Origin of the sequence: Pseudomonas putida (genome assembly GCA_041879295.1) — a bacterium.
Classification (GTDB): domain Bacteria; phylum Pseudomonadota; class Gammaproteobacteria; order Pseudomonadales; family Pseudomonadaceae; genus Aquipseudomonas; species Aquipseudomonas putida_Y.
The window spans coordinates 2,277,308-2,294,152 of the sequence record CP047152.1; the positions used below are offsets into that span (position 1 = coordinate 2,277,308).

11 protein-coding genes and 1 pseudogene are annotated in these 16,845 nt (G+C 55.5%); 7 read left to right on the top strand and 5 right to left on the bottom strand.

The features are described from left to right. Positions 1 to 50 precede the first annotated feature (50 nt). Positions 51 to 1,223, bottom strand: coding sequence for a hypothetical protein (locus GST84_10310; protein ID XGB12741.1), 1,173 nt, complete (start codon positions 1,221 to 1,223; stop codon positions 51 to 53). A gap of 524 nt (positions 1,224 to 1,747) precedes the next feature. After that, positions 1,748 to 2,944 carry an IS256 family transposase gene (locus tag GST84_10315; GenBank protein XGB12742.1) on the bottom strand — a complete coding sequence of 399 codons (1,197 nt, stop codon included), beginning with the start codon at positions 2,942 to 2,944 and terminating at the stop codon, positions 1,748 to 1,750. Positions 2,945 to 3,078: 134 nt separating this feature from the next. Between GST84_10315 and GST84_10320 the strand changes: the two genes are divergently transcribed. The 5 genes from GST84_10320 (at position 3,079) to GST84_10340 (ending at position 9,517) form a co-directional block, all read left to right on the top strand. Further along, positions 3,079 to 3,345, top strand: a complete 267-nt coding sequence (locus GST84_10320; protein ID XGB12743.1) for a hypothetical protein — start codon at positions 3,079 to 3,081, stop codon at positions 3,343 to 3,345. Positions 3,346 to 3,369: 24 nt separating this feature from the next. After that, positions 3,370 to 3,903, top strand: a complete 534-nt coding sequence (locus tag GST84_10325) for a hypothetical protein (GenBank protein XGB12744.1) — start codon at positions 3,370 to 3,372, stop codon at positions 3,901 to 3,903. 1,618 nt (positions 3,904 to 5,521) lie between these two features. After that, positions 5,522 to 6,016 carry a molybdenum cofactor biosynthesis protein MoeA gene (locus tag GST84_10330; GenBank protein ID XGB12745.1) on the top strand — a complete coding sequence of 165 codons (495 nt, stop codon included), beginning with the start codon at positions 5,522 to 5,524 and terminating at the stop codon, positions 6,014 to 6,016. Between the two features lie 41 nt (positions 6,017 to 6,057). Further along, the gene (locus GST84_10335) at positions 6,058 to 7,611 is read left to right on the top strand and encodes a hypothetical protein (protein XGB12746.1); all 1,554 of its coding nucleotides are present in this window, start codon (positions 6,058 to 6,060) and stop codon (positions 7,609 to 7,611) included. A gap of 1 nt (position 7,612) precedes the next feature. After that, the gene (locus GST84_10340) at positions 7,613 to 9,517 is read left to right on the top strand and encodes a hypothetical protein (protein XGB12747.1); all 1,905 of its coding nucleotides are present in this window, start codon (positions 7,613 to 7,615) and stop codon (positions 9,515 to 9,517) included. 415 nt (positions 9,518 to 9,932) lie between these two features. Here GST84_10340 and GST84_10345 read toward each other — a convergent pair whose 3' ends face one another. From GST84_10345 to GST84_10355, 3 genes are all read right to left on the bottom strand, one after another. Next, entirely contained in the window at positions 9,933 to 11,468 is a 1,536-nt protein-coding gene (locus tag GST84_10345; GenBank protein XGB12748.1) for an IS66 family transposase, read from the bottom strand. A gap of 63 nt (positions 11,469 to 11,531) precedes the next feature. Next, a complete protein-coding gene (gene tnpB / locus GST84_10350; protein ID XGB12749.1) occupies positions 11,532 to 11,867 on the bottom strand; it encodes an IS66 family insertion sequence element accessory protein TnpB in 336 nt (111 codons plus the stop codon). Next, a complete protein-coding gene (locus GST84_10355) occupies positions 11,864 to 12,184 on the bottom strand; it encodes an IS66 family insertion sequence hypothetical protein (protein ID XGB12750.1) in 321 nt (106 codons plus the stop codon). The genes tnpB and GST84_10355 overlap by 4 nt, the downstream gene beginning before the upstream one ends. A 155-nt stretch (positions 12,185 to 12,339) precedes the next feature. Between GST84_10355 and ltrA the strand changes: the two genes are divergently transcribed. Next, positions 12,340 to 14,136 carry a group II intron reverse transcriptase/maturase gene (ltrA, locus tag GST84_10360; protein XGB12751.1) on the top strand — a complete coding sequence of 599 codons (1,797 nt, stop codon included), beginning with the start codon at positions 12,340 to 12,342 and terminating at the stop codon, positions 14,134 to 14,136. A 364-nt stretch (positions 14,137 to 14,500) separates the two neighbouring features. Next, positions 14,501 to 16,639, top strand: a pseudogene (locus GST84_10365) (hypothetical protein). Positions 16,640 to 16,845 lie beyond the last annotated feature (206 nt).

A 16,845-nucleotide genomic window follows, 5' to 3' on the forward strand; every position in this document is an offset into this window, starting at 1 on the left:
CGAATCTTAAGGGTCTACCGCTCGAGGAAGAATTTTCTAAACGGTTCTATTCACAGTGCTGCGTGAGGATTGCGCTCCCTCCAGATAACGGCATCGAGTTCAGCCAGATTTTTAGCGGGATAGGTTTTGGCCCGACTCAGCGCGATGCGGAGCAATCGCGCCGATCGGATGTAGTTGGCTCCCTGGCTTGCACCTCTCACCCTGTCAGCGCCTGTTGCTAGCAGCCAATCGCGGATTGGGGAATTGAGGACGAAGTAACGTTTTGGGAAAAATTGGCAGAGCATCTCAGAGAATAGAGCTCCACGTGTGCTGACCCCAGCGCTGGCAAGATGATCAATTTCTACCCTGACAACCCTATCCCGCGATATCTCTTTGGCATTGAGCACTTTTACTAAGCTTATGGCCAGCTGCTGGAAATTACTGCTCCTTCCCTGACGCTCCCAGCCGGCACCTTGGAAACGATTTTGATGGTCATAACACCAGAGACTGTTGAGCTGGGCATAGAATTTTGCATCGTCGCTCGCCTTCCAATTTTTTTTATCTGCTGCTGCCCTGAACGCTGCCTCCAGTTCGGAGCGGAATTTGGCGAACTGCCGCATTTGCCCTCGTCGTCGAGCCAGCACTTGGTCGAGCCTTGAAAGGGATTTGGGATTAGGTAGCTCTAGCTCGAACACCGCCCCATCGTCATCCCCATCCTGCCGCCCCGGTCGCTTAGGTTTACTTGGCTGCTTTGCTTCCTGATAGCCCGCAAGCCAGTTCGAATCGAGTGTCGCGCAATTGTTTGCGAGATTCTCAATCCATTTCTCAGCCGCTCGGAACGTTGTCTTCGAAATACGCGAATATCCGTTGGCCTCGTGGTTGGATGAAAACGCAGCTTTGGAGAGATTGGATGAGCCAACGAGTGCATAGCATGATCCATTCACCTCCTGCCAAAAAACCGCCTTCGGGTGAAAGCCCACAATACCTTCTGCAACGAGGAACTCCTCGTGCCATTTTTCAGGAAGCCATTTGAGCACCTGCTTGCAAGCCGCTATCCGAGTGATGCCAAAGTCCTTGCCGACGATGAAAGTAAAGGTCTCGCACTGCCTCCCTAAATCTTCTTCGATGTCCCAATGGGTGAGGTAGGCGCTGACTATGTACAGATGGGTTGAGTTGCGGAAAGCGCGACGGTAGATGTCCGCAAGCTCTGTTTTCGAGCGCTGAGGGAGCAGCAGTAAATCCATTCGGTGGCATCCATGCAGAGAAAAGTAGCGGCAGAATTAGCCCAGATGACTTGGAAGTGGTGCCACTCCCAGCGAAGTCTAGTGCTAGTAAATGGTACAGCTGCACAGGCAGCAAAATTGCCGTCCAGGGATGCTGTCATATGGCTATCAATGCTTGCGTATGCCCCCAGCTTTTGCAAGCTTTCGAGCCCGCTACGTTAAGGGTGAGCAGAAAAGGGCGGCTGTCACGTGCGTGGCACATTGTGCGCGTTGCTGGCAATGATTCCAGCACGTCCAAACTGGTTTTGAGTGACTGACTCCCGACTTGACGTGGTCTCGAATTTTTCTCACTATTGAGCCCACGCCATTGACGGTGGCGTTCGGCCCTAGCTAGGTAAAGCCCCTGCACCGTCGTTTCATCCTCCTCCTTTGTCACCTTGATTGGTCAACAAATACTAGGGCTTAGAGTTGATCGTGAGAGGCTAGGCGATCGTGTCCCAGGAAGTGGTGTAACTCATCATGGCTCTGGCCACTGAGTTTGCCGTTTAGTTGATCACGGCCGACAGCTTGGCCTGTGGATTATCGCTGACTGCCTCAAAGGCCTCCAACTGCATGTAACGCCGTTGCAGGCACCACTCGTCGTTCTGCTCCAGCAGCATCGCGCCTACCAGACGCGTAATGGCCGGATCGTTGGGGAAAATCCCCACGACATCGGTGCGGCGTTTGATTTCAGCGTTGAGCCGCTCAAGCGGGTTGGTGCTGTGCAACTGCTGTCGATGAGCCTTGGGAAACGCCATGTGCGCCAGCACTTCATCCTCGCAACCATCCATGAGCGCCGCGATCTTGGGGTATTTTTCGCGTAGCTGATCAGCCACCAAACGCCATTGCTGATGGCATTCGGCACGGCTGTCCTGGGCGAAGACCGTGCGCAGCAGCGCCGCTACCATGGTGCGCTGGCCCTTGCCGACATGGGCCATGGCGTTGCGCATGAAGTGCACGCGACAGCGCTGCCAGGTCGCATTGAAGACCTTGGACACAGCTGCTTTCAGGCCTTCGTGGGCGTGGGAGATGACCAGCTTCACGCCCCGCAAGCCACGTCGCATGAGGCTGCGCAGGAAGTCTGTCCAGAACGGCTCGGCCTCCGATGGCCCAACCCGCATGCCCAGGACTTCGCGGCCACCGTCAGTGTTCACGGCCACGGCGATTATTACGGCGACCGAGACGATGCGCCCGGCCTCCCGCACCTTGACGTAGGTGGCATCGATCCAGAGGTAGGGCCAGTCACCTTCAAGTGGCCGATCAAGAAACGCATGAACGCGTTCATCAATCTCGCCTGCCAGCCGTGACACCTGGCTTTTGGAAATGCCGGTCATGCCCATGGCCTTCACCAGCTCATCTACTGAACGCGTTGAAACGCCTTGAATGTAGGCCTCCTGGATGACCGCCGCCATGGCCTTCTCGGCGGTGCGTCGAGGTTCGAGGAAGCCCGGAAAGTAGCTGCCTTGGCGCAACTTGGGTATCTTCAGGTCGACGTCGCCGGCACGGGTTTGCCACAGGCGGTCACGGTAGCCATTGCGGCTGTTTGTCCGGTCTGGGCTTTTGACATCGAAGCCGGCACCGCACAGGCCTTCGACATCGAACTCCATCATGCGCTGGGCAACGAACTGGATCATTTGCTTGAGCAGATCAGTGTCTGCCCCTTTCTCAACCAACTCGGTCAATGCGATAGTGGGCTTGGTCATCGTGGTTTCTCTGGTGAAGGTTAAGTCCGCAAACTCAACGTTAGCCAAGAACCACGATGACCATCCTCTTTCGCCCGCAGGGCGCCTTCGGCTGGTTCAGTTACACCACTTCCCGGGACACGATCGGCTAGGCAATGAAAACTACTCATACCCCATCGCTTGCTGCGTTCAAATCCGACGCAGTGGCGCTGCGCAATGATTTCCGAAACGGTTGTCCTGAAGCGATTGAGAGAATTGCTGCTGCTGGAATGCGTGGCCCAGGTGCCAAGCTCGCCACCTGGCTCCGTGTGATTGCTAACGAGTACGGTCTGAAATACGAAGATATCGTTTCCGTTGACCGGATGATCTCGACGTATGCCCAGCACAGCTACTCAGCGGGGCGCTGGGTAGAGCCCTATTAGGGAGCGTTCCGTCGAGCTCGCTTTTTGCTGCAGTTTGACGCGCTTGTGGAGTGCCTTCGTGACCAGGTTCCGTTAGCTGTAGCTGCCGACAAGAGGGGAGTAGACTTCAGTGGGTTTCATTTCAGTCTGTTGTTGTTCAGCAGGATCGATCGTGTAGTTGATCGGCTGAGCCTCCCCGATTTCAGTGGTCTGCAGGCTCCTGGAAGCTTGGTGCATTATCACTGGCTGCAAGATGTCACGAAGCTGAGCCGCTCAAATTTCAGCAACGCTAAATTCTACACGATCACTGCCGACCCACTGGTTCAACCTGGTGCTTACGGCTGGGAGGCAGACTTCAGCTATGCAGACCTTAGAGGTGCAGACTTTCGTGGGGCTTACCTGAGACGAGCTCGATTTGTAGGCGCTAAGGTGGATGGTGCTGACTTCCGCAATGCGAACATTAACGAGTGCATGTTCACAGGGGCTCAGGGAGTCTATGTGGGCGGAAACGTTAAGAATCGAAATTGGGATGTAGGCCCGAGAGGGCCTGTTTTTGATCCCTTTGAAAGCGACGATTAAACCCAACAATGAAGGCTTTTCCATTATGAGAGCTGTTTTTCATGCTGGTCTTAATCATAAGTTTAGACGGATCTACCCGATAGCATGGACATCTGATGCGATACCGATGCTATTGGGGTAATTGCATGGATGTTAAAACACCAGAATCCGCAGAGCTTATACGGGAAGCTTTCGTTTCTTGTCAGGGGGCTTGATGCCTTGGATCCAGGCGCCTCAGGAATGCGTCGGAATTGCGATGGTCATGAGTCAGGTGTAAGTCGAAAGCAGTGTTCGCAAGAAGTCTTGCCGACGGTGCACGCTACTGAGGATTTTGTAGTCGCGTTCTCCGTCTTGGCAGAGATGACCCGCTTCGACTAGGCCGATAATGTAACCCTCAGCCTTCCCCCGAGCCTCGCGCAGGTCTTGCTCTGTCGAGCTTCTGTGGATGTCGTCAACCAGACGTTTCCAGCGCTCGGCTTGGCGTTTGCCGGCAGGGTCGGAGGAGAAAGTAGGAGCGTGAAGCAGTGACTCGTAATAACCGGGCGCAGCTAGCGTGCTCAAGCGGGATGCTCCAGAGATTGAACTTGAGGCAAGGGTATCATGCGTACACTCAATCGCCTGTTACTGGCCCGTCAGGGGCAGGCTGCTCGCATCTAGGCGCTGCAAGCTGAGCATTGAGTTGTGGCGTCTGGCAGGGCACATGCTGGCAGTTTGCGGAGGTGTGGTAGGAAGGTCACGCAAGCAGGTGAACATGACATAGCCATCGACGTGGTTTGCGATGTTTGCGGTGTGTCTACATGGGATGGCGCAGGTGAGCCTCAGTACGGAACGATGCATGCGTCATGGGGCAATGGCTCAGCGCACTGCGGCCAAGAGTACGAGCTTCACCTCTGCGAACGCTGTTTTTTCTCTCAAATAGCTGAGATGAAGAGGGCGCGTTGGCTTGCTGTGATGTTCGATCAGGAAGGCGACACGATTTTAGGTGATGACGCCTACGGTCGGATCAGAACACCTACCCCAGATGGTGGTTGCGAGAATACCTGACCGTTTGCCCGATCGTTTTAGGTCAAACTATGGAAAACCAATAATTATTGTTCAGACATAATTCTCGTAATTCTGAGCCCGTTGCCATGCTAGGTATCAGTTTTTGGGTATTTCACGGCTGCATGTCGCTATTGCTATGTGCTAGCTGAAAATTTGACCTTTTCATTGTCTGAGAGGTGCCGCACGTAATCGCTCGGGCTCTTACTTTTCGATGATGCCCCAGATGATATCGCGCTTGCCGCGGGGCAGCTTCTTGACGACATTCTTGCGGGTTCTGCGGATCCCTGTATCGGTGCCATGGATACGATGTGCGAGCAGAAGCACCAGGAGTGCATGCTACATCGTCATGCGATCACCTGGGTCTTAGCGTTCGATTCAATCGGACTGTATGGCTTTAGCACTCCACGGAGGTCGACCGTGGTTGTGGCTTGTGTGATGTGGCACCTGCTTGCAGGAGCGACCGTGCAGAAGGTCGTCTGCCGCGAGCTACTAGTTCCCTAATTCAAGCCTGTAGAGGCTCAGCCGATAAAAGCTGCAGACCACAGCAGTAAGGCTGTCACTGCTGTGAAAATTTCTGACTCTCGAGGAATTTCCTATGGCCCACGCATGGCACCTGTTCGAGGCGTCGTTGCAAGCGCACAACCCAGCAATTTTGGCCGACCTGAATCCACCTGCGACGAGTAAAGATCTTCAACGATTGCAAAGTGAGCTGGGCGTCAGCTTGCCTGAAGATTTCCTCGATGCCCTGCGTGGGCACGATGGTCAGATGGGAAACAGCGAGCCGCTGCTAGGTGCTTATCAATGGCTCTCCAGTGCGCGGGTCTTGGATGCCTGGGCCTTCTGGAAAAAACAGTCCGAAAGTTCAGGGTTCGATAACAGCGGGGCTGAAGCAGACCCGGGTGTGCAGGACGATTGGTGGAACATTGGATGGATTCCATTCGCTACCAATGGGAGTGGCGACTATCTGTGCCTCGATCTTAGGCCTACTGCTGGAGGCAAATTCGGGCAGGTGATTTCGGTATGGCACGATGACGGCGCGCGCTGTGTAGTCAGTGAAAGCTTCTCGGCCTGGTTCGCTCAGTTTTTCTGAAAGACTCTCTGCTCACCCACTACGTTATTCAAGGAATAGGTATGGAACCGACCCTTACCGAATTGAAGGAACAGAGACTCCAGAAGTTGTTCAGCGATTGTCAGCAACAGGTCATTGCTCAAATCATTGGGCCATTCGGCCTGTCTACCGCTATGTTCGATGATCGCAATGGCGGCAATGTTACCACCGTACATAACTTCGAAAACGCCAGTGCCGATTATGTGGCGGAAAAAGACCAGAACACCTACGCCGCTTCCCGCGAGCGGTACGACCGCAGCAAGCTCAAGGACATCAAGCAGAGTGTCAAGGATAGGTTGAAGGCAGCAGGAGTAGACGGTTATACCGGTAAGCAGGTCGATCCTGTAAATCTTGAGGCCGATCATGTGACGGCCTTGAAGAAAATTTATGGCGATCGCAAGAACCATCTGGCTTACAACACAGGTGAGGGCTTGGATCGTCTTAGCGATGTGGCCAACAACACCGAAAACCTGGTCGCCACGCATCGGGATGTGAACAACCCCAAGCGAGCTAAAGACATCCTTGAGTTTGCTGATGAGGTAGTCGATGGCAAGACCCAGGCCGAACGTCTGGAGCTCGATTCGGAGCGGATGAGGGCGGCAAAGGAACGTTCTGAGGATTTCCTTGAGCGCACTGCGAACCGTGCGATCAGAGTCAAGCAAACCGGTGAACTCCTCAAGACAGGCGCAAACCAAGCAGCCCAGATGGGGATGCGCCAAGCTTTGGGTGTGCTGCTCAATGAGTTAGTGAGTGGGTTGTTCAATGAGATCAAAGCTCTGATCAAGCATGGGGTAGAGCAAGGAAAAACCTTGTTCGAAGAAATCCGCCAGCGCTTGGCTAGCGTGGCAGTGCGGGTGCTAAAGAAAATTCCCGATGCAGTCTCCCAGATGTTCCAAGGGGGCATCAGCGGCTTTATGAGCAATTTGCTGACCTTTGTGCTCAACGAATTTCTGTCCACCGCCAAGCGCTTCGTCACTGTCATTCGTGAGGGTCTGATCGGTTTATTCAAGGCCTTCAAGATGATCCTCTTTCCACCCGCGCATCTGACGCCCGATCAAGCGCTGCAGGAGGGTTTGAAGCTCCTGAGTACGGTGGTGATCTCATCGGTGGGCATCCTGCTTCAGGAGACTGTGAAAACGTTCATCTCAAGCATGGCGTTTCTGCTACCTGTGGCAGATATCTTATCGTCGGCGTTGATAGGAACCTTGAGCGGTTTGTTGTCGGCGTTTCTTGCCTATCAAATCGACTGCATGTTCGATCGCTATCGTCATGGCTACGACGAGAGATTCTTGGATGAACTTATCGCTGACTCTCGGCGCCGGGAGGAGTTCGCGCAAGGCTTGGTTGAGCTGTCTGAGAGCTCACTGCGCAATGTGAGCGCTTTCAACCGGTCGATCATGCTCTACCAAGATATCGGACAGACGTTAGCGGATTCGGGGCGAATGGCGGATTCGACCTTGGCCAGCCTCGAGCAAACTGTATCCCAGACACGCGAACAGGTGGCTAAAAGCGTGGCGATGATCGAGTACATCGAATCGAGCCAACGAGACATCGAAGATTTTCTGGAATCGCTTTGATATGGAAATGAACAACCGCACTGCGACGCGACAAGACCTCCAGATTGTCGAAGCATTTTCTTCGGTTAGCGTGCCGGAGCAGATTATCCGCCAGAGCAACATCAGGGAGCTGGTGCAGGGAATGACCGATGCCCAAGCGTCGGTTCAATCAACCACCAGTAAATTGGAGCGTGCGCGGCGAGAGCAAAAGGAAGGTAATTTCCTCGGCAACTGGTGGAATGATAGGGACGATGCGGTTCAGGATGCGCAACTGGACTTGAACAAGTCAATTGGCAGCCTGACGCAGAAGTCCTCACAGCTTTTGATCGTTAATACAGCGATCTCCAAGATCCTGCATGATCAGCAAGGTGTTCTGTTGCAGCAGCAGAATATCTTGAAAGGTCAGACCGATACGCTGCAGACGCAAAACAGCAAGATTCTCAGTCAGCAAAGGCTACTAGAGCAGCAGCAACGAGAAATTAATGCTGCCAACGAAGGACTGATGCAAGCGAAAGGGATCTCCCAGGAGCAGGCGAAAAAGCTTGTGGGGTGTGTGGTGCGGGTGAGTGATGCCGAGAAGGCCATTCACCAGGCAAACCAAGACTTGAGTCAAAGTGTCGATCTTCGGTTGAGAGAGTCTGCTCAGGATTATCTAGCGTGCTTGCGTCAAGGGTTAGAGGAGCGGGATGAGCGTTGGTCGATTGCAGAGCGGCAGGTGCACCAGGCGCTCGATGCACAGAACAGGCAGATGCAGCATGACCAAGCTGCGTTGCATGAGCAGCTCGTGGTTCTTGAAGAAAGCCTGGAGCTGAAGCTGCAAGCTAACGAGCAAGCGTTCAAATCGAGCGCGACCGCTCAGCGGCAGATCATCCAGCAAATGGAGGAGCGCTTCACGCTAGAGGTCGATAGCGTTCAGCGGGCTTTCGTGGAGTCTGCCCAACGAAGCGAGTTGGCTCTCGAAAAGACGCATGAGGCTTTCGAGTCGCAGAATGCCCAACTGAAGCATCAGCAGACTGCCATACGGGAGCAGCTCGGTGCCCTTGAAGGGAATCTTGATCAGCAAGTGCAAGCCGGTGTGCAGGCGCGTGAGGCATTCGAAGCGCAGAATGAGCAACTGCGGAACCAGCAAACGGCTTTGCGTGAGCAGCTCGGCATTGTTGAAGAGACTCTTGAGCAGCAGCTGCAAGCAAGCGTGCAGGCGCGTCAAGCATTCGAGGTGAAAAACGCGCAGCTGCAAGATGAGCAGACTGCTATGCGTGACCAGCTCGGTACCCTAGAAGAGAATCTTGAGCTGCAGGTGCAAGCAAGCGTGCAGTTGCAGGATGAGCAGGCTGCTATGCGTAAGCAGCTCGGTGTCCTTGAAGAGAATTTTGAGCAGCAGCTGGAAGCCAGCGTACAGGCGCGAGAGGGATTCGAGGCGCATTACGCGCAACTGCAAAGTGAACAAACTGCTTTGCGTGAGCAGATTGATGTTCTTGTGGAAAGTCTGGAGAAAAAGCTGCAAGCCAGTGTGCAAATGTTAGATTCGGGCATGACTGCTCAGCAGGAGTCCATCCACCAAATGGAGGAGCGCTTCTCGCTGCAGGTCGAAAGCGTTCAGCGTGCTGTCGTGGCATCTGCCAAGCAAAGCATGTTGGCGATACTGAACACTCGTAAGATGATGACAGGCACGTTCGAGGCAACCCGTCAGGCGGTTAAGCAAGCGTTGCAAACCCAAGGAACAGATTTCAAGCTGTCTCTCGAGCATGTCGTGACGGATCTCGAGGCAGCCCGGCAAGAGTTGATGACCCAACAATCGCAACTGACCGACCTCCAGCAGGCACTCAAGGAGAGCCAAAAAAGACAGATGATTGGTCTAATTTCTGTCGGATTGCTGGCTCTCGGTGCACTGGTTTGGCAAGCCATCTTGTATTGGGCGCAAACCTGACAGCGGGCGTAGCGTAATTAAAGTGGAGGGCGTGCTGTATTCGCTAGCGAGCTGTCGAACAGGGCACTGCTCGCAGTCCACCCGATTAGACTCACCAACTCCATTTTCTTGGCATCGCTGAGGCTTCAAGGCTTCCTATCGGAGCGATGTTCGATGAGGAGGGGGATGCGACTTTAGGTAATGACGCCTATGGTCGGATCAGAACACCTACCTCAGATGGTGGTTGCGAGGATACCTGACCGTTTGCCCGATCTCCTTTTAGGTCAAATTATGGAGAACAAATAATCATTGCTTAGAGATAATTCTCGTAATTCTGAACTCGTTGTCGTGCCTGCTCCCAGCACCGGTCTGCCGAGAAGCTCCGTGCTCCCTAGTCACTTTGCAGTAAGCGTCCGGCGAACTCACCTTGCGTAAGTCAGGCCGGCACCCACTGATGCGGCAGCAACTGTCCGATCTCACTGGCCCGTTGGGTCGGCAGCCGCGTCAGCACATCTTTGAGATAGGCATACGGATCATGCCCATTCATGCGCGCCGACTGGATCAAACTCATGATTGCCGCAGCCCGCTTACCGCTGCGCAGGGATCCCGCAAATAACCAGTTCGAGCGCCCGAGTGCCCATGGCCGTATCTGGTTTTCGACCTGGTTGTTGTCGATGGGCACAGCCCCATCTTCTAGGTAGCGCGTCAGCGCTACCCAGCGTTTCAGGCTGTAATCGAGGGCTTTGGCCGTGGCTGATCCATTGGGCACCAGGTCTCGCTGCGCCAACATCCAGTCATGCAGTTTTTTGAGGATCGGCACCGCCAGTTCTTGTCGTATTCGCCAGCGCTCTTCATCACTCATGTCCCGCGCCTGACGTTCGACCTCGTACAAGCCGCTGATCGAGTGCAGGGCCTGTTCAGCCAGCTGACTTTTGTTCGCCACGTGCAAATCAAAGAACTTGCGCCGGGCGTGGGCCATGCAGCCGATTTCAATGATGCCTTGTTCGAAACCGGCTTTGTAGCCAGCGAAGTCGTCGCAGACCAGCTTGCCGTTCCAGTCACCCAGGAAGTTGCGCGCATGTTCGCCAGCACGGCTTGGGCTGAAGTCGTAAACCACCGCTTTGAGCCCTGAAAACGGCGTCGTGCTGTACGCCCAGATATAGGCCCGATGGGTTTTCTTCTCGCCTGGCGCAAGCATTTGCACCGGTGTTTCATCAGCGTGGATCACGCCCTGGTTCAGCACGGCTTCACGCAGTGCATCGACCAGTGGCTGAAGCCGCACGCCGGTTTGTCCGACCCACTGCGCCAGGGTCGAGCGAGCAATTGCCAGCCCGGCGCGGCCAAAAATTTTCTCCTGCCGGTACAGCGGCAAGTGATCGGCAAACTTGGCCACCATCACGTGGGCCAACAAACCTGCGGTCGGGATACCTTTGTCGATAACCTGGGCTGGCACCGGGGCCTGGATCAGGGTTTCGCACTGGCGACAGGCCCATTTGCCCCGCACATGTTGCTCGACGGTAAACACGCCCGGCGTGTAATCCAGCTTCTCGCTGACGTCTTCGCCGATGCGTTGAAGTTGGCAGCCACAGACGCACTGGGTGTTTTCGGGTTCGTGACGAATCACCGTGCGTGGAAACTGCGGCGGCAAAGGCGCACGTTTCGGGGATTGCCGTGGTTCGGCCTGTGGCGCATCTGGGAGAAGCTGTTTTAGCTCGGCCTCGATAGCTTCAAGGTCTATGTCGAGCAGGTCATCCAGCAAGCTGCTTTGCGCCGGGCTGATTTGCTCGCTGCGCTTGGCAAACTTGTGCCGTTTGAGCAGGGCGATTTCGAACTTGAACTGTTCGATGAGGATTTCATCGTTCTGAATCTTCCTGCTCATCGCCTCGACCTGAGATTGCAATTGCAACGCCTGTGCCGCCAAGGCACGAAGCTGTTCCGGGGTCATCTGGTCGAGGTTGGGCGAGAAAGTCATGCCGCCGATTGTGCCAGAGCAGGCTCGGGGCGACGACAAGTAGACCGGCCAAATGGCCGGCGTTTACAGCATGCTAATCACACCGCCTGCACCGACGCGCTGCCACGGCAGGCCCAGCACCAACGCCTGGAGTTGTTCGCTGTCGAGTTCGACCTCGCAGCCGTGGCGAATGCCGGGCCAGTGGAACTTGCCTTGGTTCAGTCGACGCGCTGCCAGCCAGACACCGACGCCATCGTGCACCAGCACTTTCATCCGGTTAGCCCGGCGATTGGCGAACAGATAAGCGCAGTGCGGCTTCGCCGCACCGAACACCGCAATCACCCGAGCTAATGCTGTCTCGGTGCCAGCGCGCATGTCCATCGGCTCGGTGGCCAGCCAGATGGCATCGATGCGGATCATTGAGCGAAAGCCCGAATAAATTGCGCACAACCCTCGGGATCCGAGGCTGGCCATTTCACCGTGATCACTTGCCCGGCCACGGGCAACTCGATGATCACTGACGCTTCGACTGGCCGTTTAGGTGCGGCTTTTAGCGGGACGAAAGCTGGTAGTGAAGCCGCTGCGGGCTGATCTCGATAGAGCGGCAGCCATTTGCGGATGACGTTGGCATTGATGCCGTGGTTGATGGCGACACTGGACACGGTTGCGCCAGGTTGCAGGCATTCCTGAACGACCTGGGCTTTGAACGGTTTCGGATAAGAGCTTCGTTGGCGCATGGAAATCCTGGCGATAAGGGTGATCGCGTCCGCTTAAAAATACGCGGACACCATCGCCCTTAATGCTGGAGTTCGGAAGGTGAGTTCGCCGGACGCTTAGAGCGCCAGTTAAAGCTGGCGGAGGATAGTCGATGAAAGTTCGATACTGGTAAGAAATGGCGAATCAACCAGGCCCCGAGTCATGCACGCTGCACCGTGAGGTGCAGGGTGAAGCGTTGACAGGGGAAACCGATGGGCCAGCCATTGAGCCGCGTAATCAGGAATTCGGGATGCCGATGCTGTTAAGCGAAGCAGAAGGCAACACGGAGCATGGCGTTATACGCCAGTCATGCTCTGATCCCGCGCGGTCGGAGACCCTGTGCACGTCGGGAAGTCCTCCACACAGAAACTGGGAGATCTCAGCGGCGCCCGGTGCGCAACCACCGGGCGGAGCAGGAAAGGCCAAAAGCTGTAACCCTGCTGTCTACGCCGCCGAGAAGTCGGATACGTCCGTAGTACCTGAGAAGCCATCGAACAAAGGGCCTGGCCCTGCGGAGATAGTGGAGGAAAGGGACGTAGCCAAGGGAAACACCAACAAGCCTCCCGCGCCCCGGACACTGAGCCGGATCAGTTGCGCGTCGATGGGACTTGAAGGTGTACGTGAAGCAGCCCGAAGGAACAAGGGCATGCAGTTCACGGCTTTGCTGCACCACATCACACCGCAGTTACTGGCGCAGAGTTTCTATGCCCTGCGCCGCGATGCAGCGGTAGGCGTGGACGGCTTGTCGTGGCGGGAATACGAGGAAGGTCTTCTCCAGCGGGTAACTGATTTGCACGCAAGGCTCCACGGTGGAGCCTATCGGGCAACGCCATCGCGACGGGTCTACATTCCCAAAGCCGATGGCAGGCAGCGTCCGCTGGGCATTGCTTCTCTGGAGGACAAGATCGGACAGCAGGCAGTCGTTACCGTTCTGAATGCGATTTATGAAGAGGACTTTCTGGGTTTCTCGTATGGGTTTCGGCCGGGACGTAGCCAGCACGATGCGCTGGATGCGCTGACGGTCGCGCTCAAGGGTCAGAAGGTGAACTGGATATTGGATGCGGATATCACGTCGTTCTTCGATGAGATCGACCATGAATGGATGCTGATGTTTCTGGGTCACCGGATTGCAGACCGGCGCCTGCTTGGGCTTATCTGCAAATGGCTTCAGGCGGGTGTTATGGAAGATGGCCGTAGGGTTGCTGCGACCAAGGGGACGCCTCAAGGCGCAGTGATATCGCCATTGCTGGCGAATATCTATCTTCACTACGTGCTGGATCTGTGGGCAAGGCAGTGGCGCCAGCGGCATGCCCGTGGCGATGTAATTATTGTGCGTTATGCGGACGACAGCGTGGTGGGTTTCAGGACGAAAGTGCAGGCTCAGCAATTTCTGGTGCAGTTGCAGGAACGCTTGGCCAGGTTCGGTTTATCACTCAACGCATCGAAGACACGGCTGATTGAGTTTGGTCGTTTTGCTGCGAGAAATCGTAGGAAGCGAGGCTTGGGTAAACCGGAAACGTTTGACTTTCTGGGCTTCACACATTGTTGCAGCACCAACAGAAGCGGTGGTTTTCAAGTACTGCGACTGACGGTCAAGAAGCGAATGCGTGCAACGCTACTGGCCATTCGGGATGAGCTGAAACGTCGACGTCATGAACCCATCCGGGTTCAAGGGCAATGGCTCACTCGGGTGGTGAGTGGTTACCTCAATTACCACGCGGTGCCGGGAAACCTGATACGTCTTGGTGGTTTTCGTTCGGCGGTCTGCCGCCTCTGGCGGCAAGCCCTCAAACGTCGCAGCCAGCGTAATAGACTTCAATGGTCACGCTATGGACGCCTTGCTGATCTCTACATACCTAGGCCCAGAAATGCACATCCTTATCCCGAGGATCGCTTCGCGTCACATACCCGAGGCAGGAGCCGTATGCGGTAGTTCCGCACGTACGGATCTGTGCGGGGGGCGGCAGGTAACTGCCGTCCCTACCGCGACCACTTTGCAAACGGTTACGGGTGAGCATTCGCACGGGCATGTTCAATCCGGATGAAATGAAGTACGCAAATGGCGTCTTGGTCGAGCTGCCATATCCAACGGACGATATGCGTTGCGTAACAGATTCGTCGTTGCTCAGTGCTGGTAAAGGCCCGCTCTGTAAGAGCTCATCAAGCGTTGCCGCCTGCCTGGCAGTTTTATTGCGGCGTGGGGTAGAGCGCCTCTTCGCGGACGAGTCCGGCTCGTCACGGCGACGGTTGTTGCACGAGAAAGGAGAAAATCGTTGAAGTGGATCAATGCGCTTGAACTGGGGCAGTGGGCCGACACCCTCCAAGGCAGGGATAAGGTGCCCGAGTTGGTGGCTGGGCTGATATGGGCCACTTCCACAAGGGTGCACCGGCTTCGGTTTCTGCATGGTGATATGGGACAGGTTCGGGGCTTCGATGGATACCTTAACGCCGAGGCAAATTCGCCATTTGTACCTGATGGAAAGTCGATCTGGGAGTTTGGCACGAATGGCGCCGGCAAGGCCAAGGCTGAGGACGATTACACCAAGCGCACTGAAGAGATAGATGCAGCCGTTCGGGCTGAGTGCACATTGGTCATCGTCTCACCGAGGACGTGGGATACGCCGAAGGTCAAAGTTGAAGATTGGCTTGACGAGAAAAACGAGCTCAATGAGTGGAAGCGTGTCGTCTATCTCGATGGGCCGCTACTGGAAGATTGGCTCGCTCAGAGCCCAGCAGTAGCTTCGCGCTGGGCGCGAAGCGTTTTCAGGCGCCCCCCTCAACACGGCGTGCTCAGCACCGATGAATTTTGGGAGTTGTTCTCCTCTCGCTTCGAACCTGCCTTGGTGGAAGACGTACTGCTCGCCGGACGCGAGTCTCAGGCAGATGATTTGCTGCGAACCCTGACACAAGGTAGTGGGCGACTGGCGTTTGCTGCGGACACTACCGATGAAGTAATCGCCTTCGCGGTCGCAGCGATCCGCAAGGCGCCGGAAGTCGTGCGCAAACCATTAGAAGCTCGCACCCTGATTGTCGAAACGGAGGAAGCGGCTCGGTACCTCGTGAGTACCTGTAACCTGATTTACCTGCCCAGGCTCGGCGCCCGCAAATGCGTTGGATTACTGAAGACCTCTGGCCCAACGGTCATAAGTGCAGGAGCCGACGACAGGAAGAACGATCATGTGGAGCTGATCCGACCGACCAGTTCCCAGCTCGGTAAAGCATTTACCGGCATGGGCATGTCTGAAATTGAGGGGTATGAAGTTGCCCGCACCTGTGGCCGAAGTTTGGCGGTCTTGGCTCGGCAGAAACCAAGTGGAACTGCCGAGTTACCCACTTGGGTTGCAAACGCTGATGCGTTGATCCCTGTCATGTTGGCGGGCGCGTGGGTCAGTGATGTAGACCAAGATCAGCACGTTCTCAGCTCGCTTAGCCAGAAGCCTTATGACGATACCGAGGACGATCTGCTTGAGTTCTTGGTCATGCAGGATTCGCCCCTCGAACGCATCGAGAACCTGTGGGCAACCAGAGCCCCAGTCGATGCGTTTCTGCACCTAGCTCATCGGGTTGGGCGCCGACATCTGGAGCAATTCAAAGCGGCACTGGTTGCCGTTTTCGAGACGGCTGTAAGCGCACACAAGCCACCGACCGCTGACGAACCTTTCGTGCAGAATAGCAGGCGCGAACAGGACAACTCGCATAGCGAACAGCTCAGGAACGGGTTAATGACGACTCTGCTCCATATGGCTGTGCTGCATAAACACGCAAACTTCAAAGTGGCAGGTGGGGATCCGCAGACCTTTGTTGATGATTTGGTCAGGTCGATTCCCGGGCTATCGGACAACGTCACACTGCTCGCGAGCTTGAGCCAAAATCTGTCGCTGCTTGCTGAGGCTTCCCCAAAGTCTTTTCTAGAGGCCCTTGAGCGTCAGCTTGAGGGCGCCTCGCCGAGTATTTTGCCAATCTTCGACGAGCACCCAGGCATGCTCACGCCTGTGACTTATCATTGTGGATTGCTCTGGGCGCTGGAAGTGATTGCCTGGGATGCCCGTTATTTTGAACAGGCCGTGTTGTGCCTCGCTAAGCTTGCGGCGATCGACCCGGGTGGCAAGCTTAGCAATCGCCCGATCAACAGCCTGCGAGCGATCTTTTTGTCCTGGGCTCCTTCTACGTCGGTAACGACGAAGCGTCGATTGGCCGTGTTGCAGTCTGTCGTGAATGCGCTGCCAAGCATCGCTTGGGCGCTCCTTGCCAGCTTGCTTCCCCGTTCACACGACACCAGTTCGCCCACCGAAAAGCCAAAGTTCCGGGAATATGAGCAGGATCATGGTGAAACCCTGACTTTTGGTCTGGTGTGGGAGAGTGAGGCCAAGATCATTGCTTTGGCTGTTGAGGCAGCAGGCATGATTCCGGAGCGTTGGATCTCACTGATTAATTCGTTGCAGAGGTTCCAGCCCGATCCATTCAAATCCGTGGTCGAGCGACTCGGTGAGGTACTGAGCTCTGCCGATGCTGATGTGCGTGCGCAGATTTGGAAAGCCTTGAACGTGCAGATCAAGCATCACCAGAAGTATGCCAAAACCGAATGGGCGATGGAGAAGGGGCGAATCGAGTCCTTGCTGCCGCTGATCGACCGGTATGCGCC